This window comes from Enterobacter sp. HMSC16D10, from assembly GCF_001807145.1.
In the GTDB taxonomy this organism is placed as follows: domain Bacteria; phylum Pseudomonadota; class Gammaproteobacteria; order Enterobacterales; family Enterobacteriaceae; genus Enterobacter; species Enterobacter roggenkampii.
Window position 1 is genome coordinate 57,385 of record NZ_KV787862.1, and the last position, 18,828, is coordinate 76,212.

Sequence of the window (18,828 nt, forward strand, 5' to 3'; positions counted from 1 at the left end):
TTACAGCACGTGAACAGATGCGGTATTGGTGGTGCCGCTTGGTACCAGGGCGCCAGAAACCATGACCACAACGTCGCCTTTCTGTGCCAGACCGCTTTCCAGAGCCAGTGCTTTACCCTGAATGTAGAAATCGTCAGTAGAGGCGATCTCTTTAACCAGGTGCGCAACGACGCCTTTGCTCAGCACCAGCTGACGAGCAGTGGTTTCGTTGGTGGTCAGGGCCAGGATGGTCGCATCCGGGAAGTATTTACGCACGGCGCGCGCAGATTTACCGCCCTGAGTAGCAACCACAATCAGTGGTGCTTCCAGTTTCTCAGCAGTTTCTACCGCACCGCGGCATACTGCTTCGGTGATACGCAGCTTGCGGCTGTCGTTGTTGAAGTCCAGACGGCTGGTCATCACGCGGTCAGTACGTTCACAGATGGTCGCCATGATGCCGACCGCTTCCAGCGGGTATTTACCTTTCGCGGATTCACCGGACAGCATTACTGCGTCAGTACCGTCGAGAATGGCGTTTGCCACGTCGCCTGCTTCAGCGCGGGTTGGGCGTGGGTTTTTGATCATGGAGTCCAGCATCTGCGTGGCGGTGATAACCACTTTACGCGCGCGCACACACTTCTCGATCATCATCTTCTGCGCGAAGATCACTTCTTCAACCGGGATTTCAACGCCCAGGTCACCACGTGCAACCATGATGCCGTCAGACGCTTCGAGGATTTCGTCGAAGTTGTTCAGGCCTTCCTGGTTTTCGATTTTGGAGATGATCTGGATCTTCTCGCCGCCGTGTGCTTTCAGGTGCTCACGGATTTCAACCACGTCGGAACGCTTACGGATGAAGGAGGCCGCGACGAAGTCAACGCCTTGCTCGCAGCCGAAGATCAGGTCCTGCTTGTCTTTTTCAGCCAGGGCTGGCAGCGCGATGGAGACGCCCGGCAGGTTAACGCCTTTGTTTTCGCCCAGGTCGCCGTTGTTCAGCACTTTACAGATAACTTTGTTGCCTTCGATAGCGGTGACTTCCATACCGATCAGGCCATCGTCGACCAGCACGGTGTTACCAACGGACAGATCGCTGGTGAAGCCTTCGTAGGTCACTGCAACGATTTCGCTGTTGCCGATAACGGATTTGTCGGTGGTGAAGGTGAAGGTCTGGCCCGCTTTCAGAGAGACGTCGTTACCGCCTTCCAGCTTGATGGTACGGATTTCTGGACCTTTGGTATCCAGCAGGATGGCCGCTTTTTTACCGGTCTTGCTCATCACGTTGCGCAAGTTCTGGATGCGCTGGCCGTGCTCTGCGTAGTCACCGTGGGAGAAGTTCAGACGCATCACGTTCATGCCGGCATCCAGCATTTTGCTCAGCATCTCTTCAGATTCGGTTTTCGGGCCGATAGTACAAACAATTTTCGTCTTTTTCATGACAGTCTTAGTCTTTAAGTTGGGAAGGATATGGAAATCTCGCTCCGGGGGCGCACCGCCGCGGAGTCAAACCTGTGTTGCAAAAGAGTATATGACACGCACTAAGGATAGGAGACATCAAATGAGCGTGCAGAAGAAAGTGTGCCTGAGTGACAGCCCAACGAAGGAGAGGAGAAGTTGTACGTTGTTTTTTGTATTCCAAGCGCTGAAACCATTCACCAGGGATTAGGCGCGCATTATACGCTGATTTTAAGATAAAAGGAAAATGGAAACGGTGTTTCAGAAATAATCTGTGCTGTTTCACATAATATTGTTATCAAGGCGTTAAGCCATGATGACAACTTATCGCGGCAGGTGAGGGACCTGCCGCACTTTGCTTATTTTTGCAGCGCCTGGCTGAGGTCGGCAATCAGGTCTTTAGGATCTTCAATCCCCACCGACAGACGGATCAGCTGCGGCACAATGCCGTTCGCCAGACGTTGCTCAAGCGGAATTGAGGCGTGGGTCATGCTGTAAGGCTGGCTCACCAGACTTTCCACGCCGCCCAGGCTTTCCGCAAGGGTGAACAACTTCAGGTTGCGAATCACCTCGGTGGCGCGTTGCGCATCGCCTTTTACCACGACGGAAATCATGCCACCGGGCAGCGCCATCTGCGTGCGGGCAAGCTGGTACTGCGGATGCGATTCCAGTCCTGGATAGTACACGTTTTCGACCAGCGGATGCTGCTCCAGCCATTGCGCAATGGCCAGCGCGTTGGTGCTGTGCTTTTCGACCCTCAGCGCGAGCGTGCGAATACCGCGCAGCGTCAGGAAGCTGCTGAACGGATCCAGAACGCCGCCCACCGCGTTCTGCAGATAGCCGAGCTTGTCCGCCAGCGCCTTGTTATCGCCCACCACCGCCAGCCCGGCGACGACGTCAGAGTGGCCGTTAAGGTATTTAGTGGCCGAGTGAACTACGATATCGAACCCGGACTCCAGCGGACGGTGGATCACCGGCGACGCGAAGGTGTTATCCGCCACGCTGATGACGTTATGACGACGGGCGATCGCCGCAATCGCCGCCAGATCCGCCAGCTTCAGCAGCGGGTTGGTTGGCGTTTCGACCCAGACCATACGCGTTTCCGGGCGAATGGCGGCCTCGAGCCCGGCCAGGTCGTCCGGTTTGACCCAGCTGACCTGCAGCCCGGTGCTGCGCTTGCGCACGTTTTCAATCAGGCGGTACGTCCCGCCGTATACGTCATCAATGGCGACAATATGGCTGTCTTTATCCAGCAGCTCGAGCACCGTGGAGATGGCCGCCAGACCGGAGGCAAAAGCGTAGCCGCGCGTGCCGCCTTCCAGTTCGGCAATCGCCGTTTCCAGCGCATGGCGGGTAGGGTTGCCGCTGCGGGAGTACTCGTAGCCGGTATGCTCCCCGGGCGCGGGTTGCGCAAACGTCGAGGTGGCGTAAATTGGCGGCATAACGGCGCCGTGCTGGTCGTTAAATTCGCCGCTGTGAACGCTGAGGGTGGCCAGATTTTTCATCATTGATTCCTTTATTGCTGTAGACGGTTGCGCCAGGCGGTCAGAACGTCGCTGCGCGTAATCAGACCGAGAAAACGGTCGTTGTCATTAATGACGGCCACCAGGCCGCGGTCGAAGATGGCGTGCAGGGCGCTTTCCGGCGCGTGCTTGTCAAGGAACTCGACCTGACGCGTCATGGCTGCCGTCACCGGCAGCGCGAAGCGATCGCCGTCGCCGCCGATATGCCGCAGGAGATCCCACTCGTCGATAATGCCCCCCACCTTGCCGTTCTCCAGCACCGGCAGCTGGGAGATGTCATACAGACGCATGCGCGCCAGGACGGTGGAAAGCGTGTCGTCCGGGGCCGCGGTGACGGTGGCACCTTCGTCGTGGCGCAGGGCGATGTAGTCGGAGAGATCGCCGGCCTGAGGACGCGTGATAAGCCCCTGCTGTCGCATCCAGTCGTCGTTAAACATCTTCGAAAGATATTTATTGCCGCTGTCGCAGGCGAAGGTCACCACGCGCTTCGGTGTGCTCTGCGCCTGGCAATATTTCAGCGCGGCCGCCAGCAGCGTGCCGCTGGAGGAGCCCGCCAAAATGCCTTCCGTTTTCAGCAGCTCGCGCGCGGTGGTGAACGCTTCGCGGTCGGTGATGCGCCAGGCGCGATTCACCCCTTCAATGTGGGCCAGCGGAGGAACAAAGTCTTCGCCAATGCCCTCAACCAGCCAGGAGCCCGCGTCGTGGTAGCGTCCGGTTTCCACCTGGTCGGCGAGAACGGATCCGGCCGGGTCAGCCAGGACAAATTCCGTGTGCGGAGAGTGCTCGGCGAACCACGCCTGCAGGCCGCCCAGCGTGCCGCCTGAGCCGACACCCACGACGATGGCGTCGATCCTGCCGTCAAGCTGTTCATACAGCTCAGGCGCCGTGGTGGTGCGGTGCGCCAGCGGGTTGGCTTCGTTGTTGAATTGGTCGATGTAAAACGCGCCCGGCAGTTCGTTAGCCAGACGCTGGGCGTAATCCTGGTAATAGGCAGGATGGCCTTTGTTAACGTCGGAGCGGGTCAGCACCACCTGGGCACCCAGCGCGCGCAGGTGGAAAATCTTCTCGCGGCTCATTTTGTCCGGCACCACCAGGATCAGCGAGTAGCCTTTCTGGGCGGCGATCAGGGCCAGGCCGAGACCGGTATTGCCCGCCGTGGCTTCAATTATCGTGCCGCCAGGCTGCAGCTTACCGGTACGTTCCGCTTCGTTAATCATCGACAGCGCAACGCGATCCTTAATCGAACCGCCCGGATTTTGGTTTTCCAGCTTCAGAAAGAGCGAGCAGGGACCGGTATCAAGCTTATGCAGCTGGATCAGCGGGGTACGACCAATCAGTTCGGTGACGGAGTGATAAATCGTCATGATGTTTTCCTTTCTGGATGTCATGACGGGATGATAGGGCGGTGAAATTTTCTCAATAAAGAACCATTCACTGCTTTTTAGAACAGAAAGGAATATAAATGATGTTTTTGGATGTCAGGACAGCAAGACGTAAAGTTGTCTGGATGTGAGGATGGCTATATCCGCATAAAATGCTGCAAAAATGAGCGTTTTTGCAGGGTGTCAGCCAGCAGATATACATCAGGCAGATAATCATTGCTGAAATTCATCTAAATGCTGCCCACCCGGTAAATCCGCTATTTATTCCCCAAAGTTATAACACATTCTTTTTTGTTCATTTAAAAGCTGATAACGCCTGTTTACTATCGTTTGGACATCCATACTTCTAAACCGCCGCGGGCGGCACGGATAACGAATAAGAATGATAGTTCTCAGCAATATTTCGAAGGTTTTTGACAACGGAAAGGTGGCGCTCACGGCCGTTGATAACGTCAATTTGACGATAGCACAGGGACAGATATACGGGATCATCGGTTACAGCGGCGCAGGTAAAAGTACGCTTATTCGCTTGCTGAATGGTCTGGAAAAACCGAGCAGCGGCAGCGTAACCATCAACGGGCAGAACATTTCTGCCGCAAAAGGTGAAGCCCTGCGCCAGGCGCGTCTGAAGATCAGCATGGTGTTTCAGCACTTCAACCTGCTGTGGTCGCGCACGGTCAGCGAGAATATTGCGTTCTCGATGCAAATTGCCGGCGTACCGAAAGCCGACATTAAGGCCCGCGTGGCCGAGCTTATTGAACTCGTTGGCCTGAAAGGTCGCGAGCATGCCTATCCATCACAGCTGAGCGGTGGGCAAAAGCAGCGCGTGGGCATTGCGCGTGCGCTGGCTAATCGCCCGGATGTGCTGCTCTGCGATGAAGCCACCTCCGCGCTTGACCCGCAGACCACCGATCAGATCCTCGATCTGCTGCTGGATATTAACCGTCGTTTCAGGCTGACCATCGTGCTGATCACGCACGAGATGCACGTAGTGCGCAAAATCTGCGACCGCGTGGCGGTGATGGAGAACGGTAAAGTGGTGGAAGAGGGAGACGTGCTGAGCGTCTTTACCCATCCGCAGCAGCCGATTACGCAGCAGTTTGTCCGTCAGGTGAGCCAGTATGCTGAAGAAGAAACCTTCAATACCGAACTGGCAAACGATCTGGAAGGCACGGTCATCAGGCTGACCTTTACCGGGCACAGCACGCACAAACCGATTGTGGGCGAACTGACGCTGCGCTACGGCCTGCCGTTTAACATTCTGCACGGAAAAATGACCCAAACCGCTCACGGCGTGTTTGGTCAGCTCTGGGTGCACGTCGTGGCATCTGATGAACAACTGAACAATATCCTCGCCGACCTGCAGCACAGCGATATTGAAGGCGAGGTGATTAAACATGGCTGAGAATTTCTTTCCGCATCTCAAGTGGGATCAGCTCTGGGCGGCGACGCTGGAGACGCTGTACATGACTGCGCTGTCCGGCGTGGCAACTTTCGTCCTGGGCATCGTGCTGGGCCTGGCGCTGTTTTTAACCGCGCGCGGCGGACTGTTCCACAACCGCACGGTATATAGCGTCATTTCGATTGTGGTGAACGTGTTCCGCTCGATTCCGTTCATCATCCTGATCGTTCTGCTGATCCCGTTCACCAAGACCGTTGTCGGCACCATTCTTGGCGCCAACGCGGCGCTGCCGGCCCTGATTGTGGGTGCCGCACCGTTCTACGCACGCCTGGTGGAGATCGCCCTGCGTGAAGTGGATAAAGGCGTCATCGAAGCCACACGCTCGATGGGCGCACGACTGAGCACGCTCGTGTTTCGGGTTTTACTGCCGGAATCATCACCTGCACTGGTATCGGGTATTACGGTGACGCTGATTGCGCTGGTGAGCTACAGCGCCATGGCGGGGGTGATTGGCGCCGGTGGTTTGGGAAATCTGGCTTATCTGGAAGGATTCCAGCGCAACCATGGTGACGTCACGCTGGTGGCAACGGTGACCATTCTGATCATCGTTTTCATTATCCAGTTCTGCGGCGATGTCATTACTTCACTGTTAGATAAACGCTAATACCCGTCATATTTCGAGCCTCAGGCGCGTTGGCTGCATTCGTTCACCCCAGTCACTTACTGTATGTAAGCTCCTGGGGATTCACTCACTTGCCGCCTTCCTGTGACTCGAACTATTTAGGGTAACAACAACACACAGGAACCACATCATGAAAAAGACACTGACACTGATCGCCGCTGCAACCCTGAGCGCCCTGAGCTTTGCCTCCTGGGCCGACACCCTGACCGTGGGCGCGTCCAACACGCCGCATGCGGAAATTCTGGAGCAGGCAAAGCCGATTCTGGCGAAGCAGGGTATCGACCTGGAGATTAAACCGTTCCAGGACTACATTCTGCCGAACACCGCGCTGGCGGGTCATGACATCGACGCGAACTATTTCCAGCACATTCCTTACCTGAACAGCGTGCTGAAAGATCATGCGGGCGATAAAGACTACGATTTTGTCAGTGCGGGCGCGATCCACATTGAGCCAATCGGCATCTACTCCAAAAAATACAAGTCGCTGAAAGACCTGCCGGAAGGTGGCAAGATCATCATGCGTGACGCGGTTTCTGAAGAGGGCCGTATTCTCTCCATCTTCGAGAAAGAGGGCGTGATCAAGCTGAAGCCGGGCATCGATAAAGTCACCGCGCGCATCAGCGACATCGTCGAGAACCCGAAAAAACTGAAGTTTACGCCTAACGTGGAAGCGTCTCTGCTGCCGCAGATGTACAACAATAACGAAGGCGACGCGGTGGTGATTAACGCCAACTACGCGATTGACGCGGGTCTGGATCCGGTTCATGACCCGATTGCGGTTGAGAGCGGTGAAAACAACCCGTACGCTAACATCATTACCGTGCATCGCGGTGACGAGAAGAAGAAAGACATCGTCGCGCTGGTGAACGTGCTGCACTCGAAAGAGATTCAGGACTGGATCCGCACCAAGTACAAAGGCGCGGTCATTCCAGTAAACAACTAATTGACTGATTTTACAGATGAAGCCCGGCGAGTCTCTCGCCGGGCTTCTTTTTTGTATCCGGCAGGAGAATCATTTAAGCTCAACGTTTAACAGGCAATGGAGTGATGACGATGGGTAACGTGACCAAAGATGAAGCGCTGTACCAGGAGATGTGCCGGGTGGTCGGAAAGGTGGTGCTCGAGATGCGTGATTTAGGGCAGGAGCCAAAGCATATTGTCATTGCCGGTGTTCTGCGTACCGCGCTGGCGAACCAGCGCGTGAAACGCAGTGAATTGACAACCGAAGCGATGGAAACGGTGGTTAAAGCGCTGGTCGGGTAAGGCGCCAGCGCTTCGCAATCTGCTCAAGCGAGCAGCAGAGCAGGTAATAGACCACGCCCGTAAAGATAAAAATGGCCGCCGGGTAGATTTGCACCCGGTTGTTGACCTGTCCCGCCACCGTGGTCAGCTCCGGGACGTTCACGATAAACGCCAGCGACGTATCCTTCAGCAGGCTGATAAAAATCCCCACCAGCGACGGCAGAATATTCCCCAGCGCCTGCGGCAGCAGCACGCGCCACAGGGTTTGCTGCGTGCTGAATCCCTGTGACAGCGCGGCTTCGAACTGCCCGGTCGGCAGCGCGCTCAGCCCGGCCAGCACCGAGTGCATCACGGTGGCCGCCGTAAACCAGGCCAGCGCCAGCGTGACGGTCAGCGCTCCCGGCAGATCGCCCCCGGTGATGAGCGGCAGGAGATACCACATCCAGAAAATCACGAAGATGAGCGGGATCCCGCGAATCAGCTCTGCCCATAAAAAGAGGGCTTTGCGCACGAGCCCGGTAAAGCGCCAGGCCAGGCACGCGAGCGCAATCCCAGCGGGCAGGGCGATAACGGCTGCTCCAGTCGCCATCATCAGCGAGAGCAACACGCCCCCCGGTTCACCGGCTGCCGCGCGTCCCCACAGCAGATAATCGAGGTTATCGGTGATGACATTAAGTCCGGCAATCATGTTTTTCACTCCCTGCGGTAGCGACGATCGGACGTTTACGTTTCGCCTGCGGCCCAAGGCGAACCAGCACCATTCCCATGACCAGACCGGTCAGGAGATAGAGTGCGGTACCGAGGGTAAATGCCTCCAGCGCGTGCGCGTTATAGCTTTCGATCTGCCTGACCTGGTAGGTGAGCTCGGCGAAGCCAATCCCGCTGGCGAGCGAGGAGAGCTTCATCAGGTTGAGATACTGTCCCACAACTGGCTGCCAGGCGTTAGCCAGCCCCTGCGGCAGCAGGATGTAGCGAAACACGCGCCACGTGGAGAAACCCTGGGCGAGCGCCGCCTCCCGTTGCCCGGCTGGCACAGACCGCAAGCCTGATTCCACTTCTTCGATTAAAAACGCCGAGGTAAATACGCCCAGCCCCCAGGCAGAACATAAAAATTCGGGCGTAAACCACCAGACGTCGCCGGGCAGAATGGACCAGCTGTGATCGGCGTTGACCGCGTCGCGAAACGCCTGCGGCAGGCCGTTCCAGGCGGCAAAATACCAGAACAGCAGCTGCACCAGCAGCGGGGTATTGCGAAACAGCGATACCCAGCCGCTGACGATCGCTTTCCCGACGCGTCCACCGGACAGGCGCAGGAGCATAAAGAGCAGTGCGAGCAGGCTGGCCAGCGCGATCCCCGCCAGCGTCACCCACAGGGTGGTGAGAAATCCGGAAAGTATCCACTGCAGAGGCTGTCCGGTCAGTACCCCCTGCCAGTCGAGCGCGGGCATTACAGATGCTCCTGATGCAGCGGGTCCAGCACCTTTTGCAGGAACCGCTGCGCGCGCGGATGCGCTGGCTGGCTGAAAAACTGCGCTGGCGGCGCGGTTTCCAGAATGTGCCCGCCGTCGATAAAGACAATCCGGTCGGCGATTTCCCGGGCAAACTGCATCTCATGAGTCACCACGATCATCGTGATCCCGCTGTGGGCGAGGGCTTTCATCACAAACAGCACTTCACCAATCATCTCGGGATCGAGTGCCGACGTCGGCTCGTCAAAGAGAATGATTTGCGGTGACGAGGCCAGGGCGCGGGCAATCGCCACCCGCTGCTGCTGACCACCGGAAAGCTCAGCCGGGTAGTGGTGGGCTTTTTCCAGCATCCCGACTTTCTCCAGCAGGGCCAGCGCGCGCTCCTGAGCGGGGAGCGGCTTCCAGCCGTGGACGTGCTCAAGCGCCAGGGTGATGTTCTGGCTGGCGGTGAGGTGGGCATAAAGATTGAACTGCTGAAACACAAACCCCACGCGGCTTCGCAGCTGGCGCAGCCCGCTACCGGAGAGCCTGCCGGTAGGCTTGTTGTCGACCAGGATCTCTCCGCCGCTCAGGGGTTCAAGCTGGTTGATAAGACGAATCAGGGTGGATTTACCGGAACCCGACGGGCCGAGGATGGCAACCACTTCACCGGGCGTGATGGTGAGGTTAATGTCGTTTAAAACCTGATGGTCACCGTAGCGTTTGTCCACGTGGCGAAACTCGACGCTGGCCTGTTCCAGATGTGAAAAATCCGCGGCACCGGCCGCGGAGTGTGAAAATAAACCTGAGAGCATATTACTTAGCTTCTATTTTAAAGGCGCGAGGCTGTGGGGCTGGGGTGCCTGGACCAAACCAGACGTCGTAGATTTTTGCCGCCTGGCCGTTCTTCTCGAGATTGACCAGCTCATCGTTGACGGCTTTCAGCAGCGCCGTTTCACCTTTTTTCACCCCGACGCCAATCTCTTCTTTGCTCAGCAGGTCGGGCAGGATTTTGAAGTTGGCTTTATCCGGCGCCTGCGCCAGCAGACCGGCCAGAATGGTGCTGTCCTGAGTGATGGCCTGTACGTTGCCGTTGCGCAGCGCGGTCAGCGCCAGCGGAATATCGTCATAAGAGAGGACGCGGGACTGCGGGAAGCGCTGGTGCAGCGCCTGCTCGCCCGTCGTGCCTTTGACCGCGCCAATGCGCGCCCGGCTGTAGTCATCGAGCTTGTCCGGAGATTTCGCCGGAACGAGGAACTGCTGGCCGGTAACGAAGTAAGGCGTCGAGAAATCAATGACCTGTGCGCGTTCTGGGGTGATAGTAATATCCGCCACGATCAGGTCGGCTTTGCCGGACTGCAGCAGCGGAATGCGGTTGGCCGGATTGGTGGCAACCAGTTCAAGCTTCACGCCGAGCGATGTTGCCAGCGCTTTGGCGAAGTCCACGTCGTAACCCACGATCTCATGCGTTTTGGCATCACTCGAGCCAAACGGCGGGTTGGCATCAAACGTGGCGACTTTCACCACCCCTGCTGCCTTGATATCCGCCAGCTGATCGGCCTGCGCCTGCGCTGAAAACAGGCCCCAGGCTGCCACTACGCCCAGAACCAGCGTCCGTTTTTTAAACCCTTTCATTTTTGCTGCCATAGTCATACGCCATCCCGTTGTTTTTGTTTTACCCCGTTACGCTCCCATAAGGGAAAGCTATCGCCAAATAAGAAATCGTTCTTTGCTATGAGCAAAAAAGCATTAGTGAACAAGGTGTTAATGAAGCGTGAAAAGGACGGGGCGCTATTTGCAGATCCTGCACATCGACAGTGGATTTTGGTATTTCCCCTGCACGGGAGTGGGGTGCTTAACTGAAGGCAGATACGGCGAGAGAGGGTAAAACGATGAAAAAATGGATCAGCACGTTACGGCGGTTTTTTGCGACCCGACCAGCGAATGCGGAGAACAGCGCGCAACGTGTTCTTGAGTCGATACTGCCTGTCGCCAGCCTGTATGGCGTAGACGTTGCCAACATTGACCCGGAGTGGTTCCATGATAAAACGCCACGCTGAACTGCGCCGCACGCGCGAAACGTACTGGAATGAGGTGTGCGTGACGTCTGTAAAGCCTCAAAAGACGGAAAAGTACGCTCTGAATCATTCGGTTAATTAGCCCGCTTTTGTTACCAATGTGTCCTTTCAGTCATGGAGAAAATGATGAAACGGACCACGTTAACACGCGCGCTTTCTGTCCCTGCGCTACTTTTCACAATTCATGCGGCACACGCCGCACCGCAGGCGCATGTTGTTTGCGGCTATTCCCATACCCTTGGCGATGACGCCATTATGATGTACGGCATGCCCAACGAGGCCATGCTGCACGACTTCTTCGGCAACGTGCAAACGGATGCTGACTCCAGCCGTGAATCCCTGCGCCGGGATGAAAAGACCACCTGCGATAACAAAGCCGACAGCTCTGCCTACTGGGCACCTTCGCTTCGCCTGCCTGACGGCACGGTCGTCAAACCGGCGTATCAAAAAACCTATTATCAGGCATCGAACGTGGACGCCTGGCCGCTACACCCTTTCCCGGCGGGGCTGTCGCTGCTGGCGGGCGACCATCACGGTAGTGCGCCGAATCCACATATCACCTTTTTATGTGCCAACGGCAAGGGTTACACCACCAAAACCGGTGAGGTCTGCGGCTTGCGCAAGGCGAACGATGCCGTGCAGTTTAATATCGGCATTCAGTTTCCTAACTGCTGGGATGGAGTGAACCTGAAGCCTGCCCATGGTCTGATTAACGCCACCTACGACGTCAAGGGGCAGTGCCCGTCCACCTTCCCGGTGAAAATTCCCACCGTGAACATGAACATTGCTTACGTACTCCCGACGATTAGCTCGCTTGATACCAGCAAAGTGCAGCTCTCCATGGACCCCATCATGCACGGCGATGAGCGAGAAGAGCGGTGGGGTAGCCTGTATACGGCGCATGCAGATTTCATGAACGGCTGGACGGAAGACGCCGCGCGCTTTATGACGGACCTGTGCATGAACCGCGGGTTAGATTGTGGCACCACCGTCCCGTATGGTTATTCCAGAGCGAAGGCCAACGTCTGGCTCAGCAGCCTGGAGCCAGACCTCTCCCAGCCCGAACCGCAGGTTTTACTGGTGCAGGATAACTGGCAGAACGGGGGGCGCACGAAAAACAGCGAAACGCTGTCGCTGGTGAAGTTCCACATTCCCCCTCTGCCTGCCGGGCAGGATCCTTCGCAGTTTACATACCGCGTGCGGATTTATGGCGGTAAAGTGGAAACTAACGGTGCCGATCAGATCTTCTTCTATCCGGCCAGCAATGACTGGGATCCTGCTACCGTAAGATGGGCCTCGCGTCCGGCCTGTAACTATCGCTCCGACGCAGTGCTCTATCTGAACCATTCTCGTGAATACCGGATGGTGAACGTGGACAAAGCCGTGCGCAAGGCGCTGGCGGAAGGAAAAACCGAAATCTCGTGGTATATCGGCGGTGACCGCCAGGGGAATCATTACCAGTTCGAACCGGCGTCTTCATTAGAAAGCCTGGTTCTGATGCTAACGGGGTTTAAAAAGACGCCTGAGCTGTAATCTTCCCCGCAATGAAAAAAGCACCGGTTTTCCGGTGCTTTTTTATCAGATCTTGCAGGCGTCGCCGCAGTCGTCGTCGGCAATAATCGCCTGCGCTTTTTTATCCGCATCGTCCAGACGTTCTGCGTTACGCTCTTCCGCTTCATCCAGACCGTTAAAAACTAAGTTATCGAGATCAATTTCCATCTTGCACCTGCTCTGTTCGGTTTTTGATACTGGCACAGTATAGGGTAAAAAACGCCAGCAATGTACCTCGCAGCACATAAGGATAATCCCTGCCATACTCAGTGCTTTATCACTGAGGAGCGCTCATGATTACACTCTGTAGAACCTGCGGTACTTCTTATGAGGGAACGCCGGAGAGATGTGCCATTTGCGAGGATGAACGTCAGTATGTTCCGGCCAGCGGCCAGGCGTGGATCGATTACGCGACGGTAACGGCGACACACGCCAACAAATGGCAGCAGCTGGAGCCGCAGTTATTCAGTATCAAGACGGTACCCGCTTTTGCCATTAACCAGCGGGCACTGCTCCTGCGTACTCCCCACGGTAACATTCTCTGGGACTGCATCGCCAACCTTGATCCTGCAACCCAAACGCTCATCGCCGCACTCGGCGGCCTTCGCGCGATTGCGATTTCGCATCCGCACTATTACACCACGATGCAGGAGTGGGCCGCGGCTTTCGACGCGCCGGTCTATCTGCACGTGAGCGATAGCGAATGGGTGATGCGCGACAGCCCGGCGATTCATTTCTGGGATGGCGATGCGCTGGAGATAGTACCGTCGGTTACGCTGCTGCGTCTCGGCGGGCATTTTGCGGGCGGAACGGTACTGCACTGGCAGGAGGGCGAGGGCGTTTTACTGGCGGGAGATATTTTGCAGGTGACCCCAGGGAAAGAGGCCGTGTCGTTCATGTGGAGCTACCCGAATATGCTTCCGCTGCCTGCCCGTACGGTTGAGGACGTGACCCGGCGCCTGTCGGGAAAATCGTTCGCCCGTCTTTACGGCGCGTTCGAAGGGCAGAACATTCCGGCAAACGCCGATGACATCGTGCAGCGGTCGGGCCAGAAATATATTGCTTGTCTCAAGTGAAGCACGGTGGGTAAACTTTGCGAGTGTGATCTCGATCATGCCTAAACGAAAACAGATAAAAGAGAAATTGCTATGCAACATATCATTGAAGGTTTTCTCAGCTTTCAAAAAGAGATTTTCCCGCAACGTAAAGAGCTCTTTCGCAGTTTAGCGTCCAGCCAGAATCCCAAAGCGCTGTTTATCTCCTGCTCCGACAGCCGTCTGGTCCCTGAACTGGTCACCCAGCAAGAGCCGGGACAACTCTTTGTTATTCGTAATGCTGGCAACATTGTTCCACCGTTCGGGCCGGAGCCAGGCGGCGTCTCTGCAACTATCGAGTACGCGGTAGTGGCGCTGGGCGTGACCGACATCGTGATCTGCGGCCACTCCAACTGCGGCGCGATGAAGGCGATTGCCGATAACGCGAACCTGGAGCCGATGCCTGCTGTATCGCACTGGCTGCGCTATTCCGACGCGGCAAAAGCCGTGGTAGAGAAAAAAAGCTGGGATAAGCCGATCGATAAAGTGAATGCGATGGTGCAGGAAAACGTCTTTGCGCAGCTCAGCAACATCAAGACCCACCCGTCCGTCGCGGTGGGCCTGCGTAATAACTCGCTTCGCCTGCACGGCTGGGTATACGACATTGAAAGCGGCAAAATTCTCGCCCTGGATAAAGCGACGAAAAGCTTCGTCTCGCTGTCTGAAAACCCGGAAGTGTTCTTCGAATAATCTCGCGTTGCAGGGCATGGAAGCCCTGTCAGTTCTCCACGTACGGTAACCGACGCCGTATACCTGAGGCCGGTTTTTCAGCCGCCTTCGCCATCGCTTCTGCAATCTCCGCACACTCTGCCAGCCCCTGAACGAAGGGACGATCGTGCATCAGCCACGGTATTGCGCCGAAGGCGATGCGCCCACGAACCGTTTCTGGCGCTTTTAACGTGTAATCCTCGCCGATGTCGGGGATCTCATCGCCCGTCTCCTCAAGCTGTCTGCGCAGCGATGGGAAAGGCAGATCGTTTGTTTTAAGCGGCTTTTGCCCGCGCGCATCAATAAAGACGTCGAAACGATAAACGGTCTCTTGTGTGGTGATGACTGTCCGATCGCTGCCGGCATCAAGCGTGTAATCATCGCCGAGCGCCGCCACGCTAATGATGCCGGCCTCGCGAAGCGCGAGAAGCCTGCGAATAGACTGCGGCGGGATGGCAGCATAATTGTCGATAAACACGCGAGCCAGGCCCTGCTTAAAGCGTTTTCTGTCCTGCTCGCTAAGATGGGGCACGATCTCCTGAACGACCTCATGCAGCCGCAGCACGGTATAGCGCCAGGCCACGGTACGGCGTTCCCGTTTGTTGCGTTCAACCTCGTTGAGATTCTCTTCCGCCCAGGTAAAGGGCCCGTGGCGCTTACGATCCTCAAACCAGGCCTCACGAATGGTGTCCGCATTCAGCGTATGCAGAGACATTTTCTCGCACCACGCCGGGTCGGCGAGTTCAAGCTCTTTCACCATCAGGGCAAAGACTCGGTCAAGCAGGCCATCCGGTCCTTTGGCTATCTCGCTTTCCACTACGAATTCGGTCAATACCGACAGCGGTTCATAAGGGATGGGGCAGTAAAAATCGGCTTCCGGGAGAATGCCCGTCCGTGACATCAGCGTAATGTTTAACCCTTCGCTGCCGCTGTCGAGGATGAATTTACCGTCACGAAACTCGCCGTGCTGCATCACCACCGCCATAGCCGCGTCCAGACCGCTCAATGAGGTGCCCATAATGCCCACGCGGCAAGGGGGAATGCGGGCGTCCATCAGGCCGGACCACGGGCTTGGGAAGAACGTGGGCGTGGCTTCATCCTCCTCTGGCCAGACGTGGCCGGTGGCAATAACCGCCAGGTCAAATTTATCCGCTAATGTGCGGTCATTGACCGAAATCGTCACGCCGTTTGTCGAAGGGTTGATGTCGGTGACCTTCGCAGATTCATGGACCTCAACCTGGAAGCCCAGCTTTTTCGCCTCTTTTACGATTGAACGAAAGCTGTCGCGAAAATACTCTCCCAACAGGATCCTGGGCAGGAACTGCCGATCGTGCAGGCTGGCTTTATCAACTTTAAAGTGCGCCAGATGGTCGTCGCTTTGCTCCTTAAGCCAGTCGAGGTAGGTCATAAAAATGGGCGGGATTTCAATGCTCGCAATGTTCGCCAGCATCAGCCGGGAATTATCGTCATCGTTATAGGGCATGCCCACGCCAGCTTCATCGGCCTGTTCAAAGACGGAAACGGAGAGTGGGGTATTGTTATTAAGCAGATGATAAAAGGTGTAAATTCCCGTGGGGCCGGAGCCGATAATCGCGATCTTCTTCATCAACACGTTTCCTGTGTTTCTTTCCATAGGAAAAGCGTAGCAGGAGAATAATGATGAAAATAAGGGATTAAGAAAATTCAGGATAACTGAAGAGAATTTGCACCATTTCAGGACTGAAATGGTGCGTCCGAGTGGACTCGAACCACCGACCCCCACCATGTCAAGGTGGTGCTCTAACCAACTGAGCTACGGACGCAGAATGGTGCGTTCAATTGGACTCGAACCAACGACCCCCACCATGTCAAGGTGGTGCTCTAACCAACTGAGCTATGAACGCAACGTGTTGTCGGTGACAACGGGGACGAATATTAGCGGCACAGCACCGAGGTGGCAAGAGGGAAAATGCAATTTTCTCTCTGATTTCACGCGATTGCTGTATTACCGCGCAAAGTGAAGAGAAAGTAGCCGCCGGGCGGCGGCTACTGCGTATTTAACGTGCAGCGCGTTGCAAAATGATCGTTGATGGCTGGCGCTGCAGGAAGCGCATGCGCAACATCATCATAATTGCCGCCGACGTCAGGCCGATGATAAAGCCCATCCAGAACCCCGCCGGTCCCATGCGGTCAACCACCAGGTCGGTCAGGGCCAGAATATACCCACACGGCAGACCCAGCACCCAGTAGGCGATGAAGGTGATAAAGAAAATGGAACGCGTGTCTTTATAGCCGCGCAGCACCCCGCTGCCAATCACCTGGATGGAGTCCGGAATCTGGTAAATCGCGGCCAGCAGCATCAGGTGCGAGGCCAGCGCGACGACTTCCGGATTGTCGTTGTAGAGCAGGGCAATCTGCTCGCGCAGCGCCACGGTAAAAAGCGCCGTGCAAATGGCCATGCAGACGCCGACGCCCAGTCCGGTGCGCGCGGCGGTTTGCGCATCGAGCGTCGAGCCTTGCCCCAGGCGGAAGCCCACGCGAATCGTCACTGCTGCGGCCAGCGACATCGGCAGGACAAACATCAGGGAGCTGAAGTTGAGCGCAATCTGATGCCCGGCGACGTTCACAATGCCCAGCGGGGAGACCAGCAGGGCGACCACGGCAAACAGGGTCACCTCAAAGAACAGCGCAAGGGCAATCGGCAACCCTAACTGCACCAGGCGCGTCATGATATTCCAGTCCGGCGTGCTGAATCTGTTCTCGTTACGAATATCGCGCATGGAGCGAGCGCGCTTCACGAAGGTAAGCATTGAGAAGAACATGACCCAGTAAACGGCGGCCGTCGCCACGCCGCAGCCGACGCCGCCCAGCTCCGGCATCCCGAAATGACCGTAAATAAAAACATAGTTAACGGGAATGTTGACCAGCAACCCGATAAAGCCCATCACCATGCCGGGCTTGGTTTTCGCCAGACCTTCACACTGGTTACGCGCCACCTGGAAGAAGAGATATCCAGGCGCCCCCCAGAGCAGGGCGCGCAGATAGCCCACGGCTTTGTCCGCCAGGGCCGGGTCAATGTTATGCATAGCGCGAATGATATGGCCCGCGTTCCAGAGCACGACCATGATCAGCACAGAGACAAACCCGGCCAGCCAGAAACCCTGGCGGACCTGATGGGCAATGCGCTCGCGGCGCCCCGAGCCATTGAGCTGAGCGATAACAGGCGTGAGCGCGAGCAGCAGACCGTGGCCGAACAGGATGGCCGGAAGCCAGATTGACGTGCCGATAGCCACGGCCGCCATGTCGGTGGCGCTGTAGCCACCTGCCATTACCGTATCCACAAATCCCATTGCGGTCTGGGCCACCTGCGCGACGATCACGGGTATAGCCAGTGCCAATAACTGGCGCGCTTCATTCATGTACTTCTGCACGTGAACACCTTTATTTTGTAGTTATATGAGAGACTAAAAAAGCCGCCGAAACGGGCAGCAAGAAGAAAATGCAGGGGGGTGCCAGCTATTGTAGCGGGCTTTAGCTATTTATCTAGTGAAAAAATCGCCAGAAAATGCGCTCCGCTGGCAACCTGTTTTTCCAACTGTTATTGTGGAGGGATTAAACGGTGTCATCACCGTTCGGAAAAAACAGGAGTTGTAAGCATGTTTACTGGTATTGTGCAGGGCACTGCCAAAGTGGTGTCCATTGATGAAAAACCTAATTTCCGTACTCATGTTGTTGAGCTGCCGGAATATATGCTTGAGGGCATCGAAACCGGCGCCTCGATTGCCCATAACGGCTGCTGCCTGACCGTGACCGAAATTAACGGCAACCAGATTAGCTTTGATTTAATGAAAGAGACGCTGCGGATCACTAACCTGGGCGAGCTGGTGGTAGGCGATACCGTCAACGTTGAGCGCGCGGCGAAGTTCAGCGATGAGATTGGCGGCCATTTGATGTCCGGGCACATCATGACCACTGCCGAAGTGGCGAAAATCGTGACCTCGGAAAATAACCGTCAAATCTGGTTTAAAATGCAGGACCCGTCATTAATGAAATACATCCTCTATAAAGGATTTATTGGCATTGACGGGATTAGCCTGACGGTGGGAGAAGTGACGCCAACGCGTTTTTGCGTGCATTTAATTCCTGAAACGCTGCAGCGCACCACGCTGGGCGCGAAAAAATTGGGGCATCGCGTGAATATCGAAATCGATCCGCAAACCCAGGCCGTGGTTGATACGGTGGAGCGCGTGCTGGCAGCAAAAGAAGCCGCAATAATAAAGACCGCAGAAGAAGAATAAAAAATAACCC

At 56.2% G+C, this 18,828-nt stretch carries 19 protein-coding genes and 2 tRNA genes; 9 read left to right on the forward strand and 12 right to left on the reverse strand.

All coding sequences use genetic code 11. From position 1 onward, the window contains the following. From pykF to HMPREF3143_RS08260, 3 genes are all read right to left on the reverse strand, one after another. Entirely contained in the window at positions 1–1,413 is a 1,413-nt protein-coding gene (gene pykF / locus HMPREF3143_RS08250) for a pyruvate kinase PykF (RefSeq protein ID WP_008500621.1), read from the reverse strand. Between the two features lie 377 nt (positions 1,414–1,790). After that, positions 1,791–2,936, reverse strand: a complete 1,146-nt coding sequence (locus tag HMPREF3143_RS08255) for a trans-sulfuration enzyme family protein (protein ID WP_021241113.1) — start codon at positions 2,934–2,936, stop codon at positions 1,791–1,793. A gap of 11 nt (positions 2,937–2,947) precedes the next feature. Further along, positions 2,948–4,318: a pyridoxal-phosphate dependent enzyme gene (locus HMPREF3143_RS08260; RefSeq protein ID WP_070532599.1), complete on the reverse strand. Its 1,371-nt coding sequence runs from the start codon at positions 4,316–4,318 to the stop codon at positions 2,948–2,950. A gap of 400 nt (positions 4,319–4,718) precedes the next feature. Here HMPREF3143_RS08260 and HMPREF3143_RS08265 point away from each other — a divergent pair, with 400 nt between their 5' ends. From HMPREF3143_RS08265 to fumD, 4 genes are all read left to right on the forward strand, one after another. Further along, entirely contained in the window at positions 4,719–5,741 is a 1,023-nt protein-coding gene (locus HMPREF3143_RS08265; RefSeq protein WP_021241114.1) for a methionine ABC transporter ATP-binding protein, read from the forward strand. Then, positions 5,734–6,402, forward strand: coding sequence for a methionine ABC transporter permease (locus HMPREF3143_RS08270; protein ID WP_039266186.1), 669 nt, complete (start codon positions 5,734–5,736; stop codon positions 6,400–6,402). Before HMPREF3143_RS08265 ends, HMPREF3143_RS08270 begins: the two co-directional genes overlap by 8 nt. 148 nt (positions 6,403–6,550) lie before the next feature. Further along, complete coding sequence (locus HMPREF3143_RS08275) at positions 6,551–7,363, forward strand: MetQ/NlpA family ABC transporter substrate-binding protein (protein WP_008500616.1); 813 nt, start codon at positions 6,551–6,553, stop codon at positions 7,361–7,363. A gap of 110 nt (positions 7,364–7,473) precedes the next feature. Continuing rightward, positions 7,474–7,683 carry a fumarate hydratase FumD gene (gene fumD / locus HMPREF3143_RS08280; protein WP_070532794.1) on the forward strand — a complete coding sequence of 70 codons (210 nt, stop codon included), beginning with the start codon at positions 7,474–7,476 and terminating at the stop codon, positions 7,681–7,683. Here the strand turns inward: fumD and HMPREF3143_RS08285 are convergent. From HMPREF3143_RS08285 to HMPREF3143_RS08300, 4 genes are read right to left on the reverse strand one after another with little or no spacing between them, the layout of a single operon-like run. Next, positions 7,664–8,350, reverse strand: coding sequence for an amino acid ABC transporter permease (locus tag HMPREF3143_RS08285; protein WP_023292645.1), 687 nt, complete (start codon positions 8,348–8,350; stop codon positions 7,664–7,666). The genes fumD and HMPREF3143_RS08285 overlap by 20 nt on opposite strands. After that, positions 8,334–9,110: an amino acid ABC transporter permease gene (locus tag HMPREF3143_RS08290; protein ID WP_008500613.1), complete on the reverse strand. Its 777-nt coding sequence runs from the start codon at positions 9,108–9,110 to the stop codon at positions 8,334–8,336. The genes HMPREF3143_RS08285 and HMPREF3143_RS08290 overlap by 17 nt, the downstream gene beginning before the upstream one ends. Beyond that, a complete protein-coding gene (locus tag HMPREF3143_RS08295; RefSeq protein ID WP_021241118.1) occupies positions 9,110–9,925 on the reverse strand; it encodes an amino acid ABC transporter ATP-binding protein in 816 nt (271 codons plus the stop codon). Before HMPREF3143_RS08295 ends, HMPREF3143_RS08290 begins: the two co-directional genes overlap by 1 nt. Position 9,926: 1 nt before the next feature. Then, a complete protein-coding gene (locus HMPREF3143_RS08300) occupies positions 9,927–10,757 on the reverse strand; it encodes an ABC transporter substrate-binding protein (RefSeq protein WP_084832162.1) in 831 nt (276 codons plus the stop codon). Between the two features lie 245 nt (positions 10,758–11,002). On the opposite strand from HMPREF3143_RS08300, the gene HMPREF3143_RS25920 reads away from it, so the two are divergent. Together HMPREF3143_RS25920 and HMPREF3143_RS08310 are read left to right on the forward strand one after the other, a co-directional pair. Beyond that, the gene (locus HMPREF3143_RS25920; RefSeq protein WP_008500610.1) at positions 11,003–11,170 is read left to right on the forward strand and encodes a hypothetical protein; all 168 of its coding nucleotides are present in this window, start codon (positions 11,003–11,005) and stop codon (positions 11,168–11,170) included. A 144-nt stretch (positions 11,171–11,314) separates the two neighbouring features. Beyond that, positions 11,315–12,721 carry a DUF1996 domain-containing protein gene (locus tag HMPREF3143_RS08310; protein ID WP_070532602.1) on the forward strand — a complete coding sequence of 469 codons (1,407 nt, stop codon included), beginning with the start codon at positions 11,315–11,317 and terminating at the stop codon, positions 12,719–12,721. A gap of 45 nt (positions 12,722–12,766) precedes the next feature. Here the strand turns inward: HMPREF3143_RS08310 and HMPREF3143_RS25570 are convergent, their stop codons facing one another. After that, positions 12,767–12,907, reverse strand: coding sequence for a hypothetical protein (locus HMPREF3143_RS25570; RefSeq protein ID WP_008500607.1), 141 nt, complete (start codon positions 12,905–12,907; stop codon positions 12,767–12,769). Positions 12,908–13,032: 125 nt separating this feature from the next. Here HMPREF3143_RS25570 and HMPREF3143_RS08320 point away from each other — a divergent pair, with 125 nt between their 5' ends. Beyond that, positions 13,033–13,815: an MBL fold metallo-hydrolase gene (locus tag HMPREF3143_RS08320; protein WP_021241121.1), complete on the forward strand. Its 783-nt coding sequence runs from the start codon at positions 13,033–13,035 to the stop codon at positions 13,813–13,815. Between the two features lie 72 nt (positions 13,816–13,887). After that, on the forward strand, positions 13,888–14,523 hold the full coding sequence (locus HMPREF3143_RS08325; RefSeq protein WP_008500605.1) for a carbonic anhydrase: 636 nt from the start codon (positions 13,888–13,890) through the stop codon (positions 14,521–14,523). Positions 14,524–14,551: 28 nt separating this feature from the next. On the opposite strand, the gene HMPREF3143_RS08330 is transcribed toward HMPREF3143_RS08325, so the two are convergent. The 4 genes from HMPREF3143_RS08330 to mdtK form a co-directional block, all read right to left on the reverse strand. Continuing rightward, the gene (locus tag HMPREF3143_RS08330; protein ID WP_070532605.1) at positions 14,552–16,147 is read right to left on the reverse strand and encodes an FAD-NAD(P)-binding protein; all 1,596 of its coding nucleotides are present in this window, start codon (positions 16,145–16,147) and stop codon (positions 14,552–14,554) included. A gap of 119 nt (positions 16,148–16,266) precedes the next feature. Beyond that, positions 16,267–16,343 (reverse strand) — tRNA-Val (locus HMPREF3143_RS08335). Between the two features lie 4 nt (positions 16,344–16,347). Beyond that, positions 16,348–16,424, reverse strand: a tRNA-Val gene (locus HMPREF3143_RS08340). A gap of 153 nt (positions 16,425–16,577) precedes the next feature. Continuing rightward, a complete protein-coding gene (gene mdtK, locus HMPREF3143_RS08345; RefSeq protein ID WP_070532608.1) occupies positions 16,578–17,951 on the reverse strand; it encodes an MdtK family multidrug efflux MATE transporter in 1,374 nt (457 codons plus the stop codon). Positions 17,952–18,176: 225 nt separating this feature from the next. Here mdtK and HMPREF3143_RS08350 point away from each other — a divergent pair, with 225 nt between their 5' ends. Beyond that, positions 18,177–18,818 carry a riboflavin synthase gene (locus HMPREF3143_RS08350; RefSeq protein WP_008500602.1) on the forward strand — a complete coding sequence of 214 codons (642 nt, stop codon included), beginning with the start codon at positions 18,177–18,179 and terminating at the stop codon, positions 18,816–18,818. Positions 18,819–18,828 lie beyond the last annotated feature (10 nt).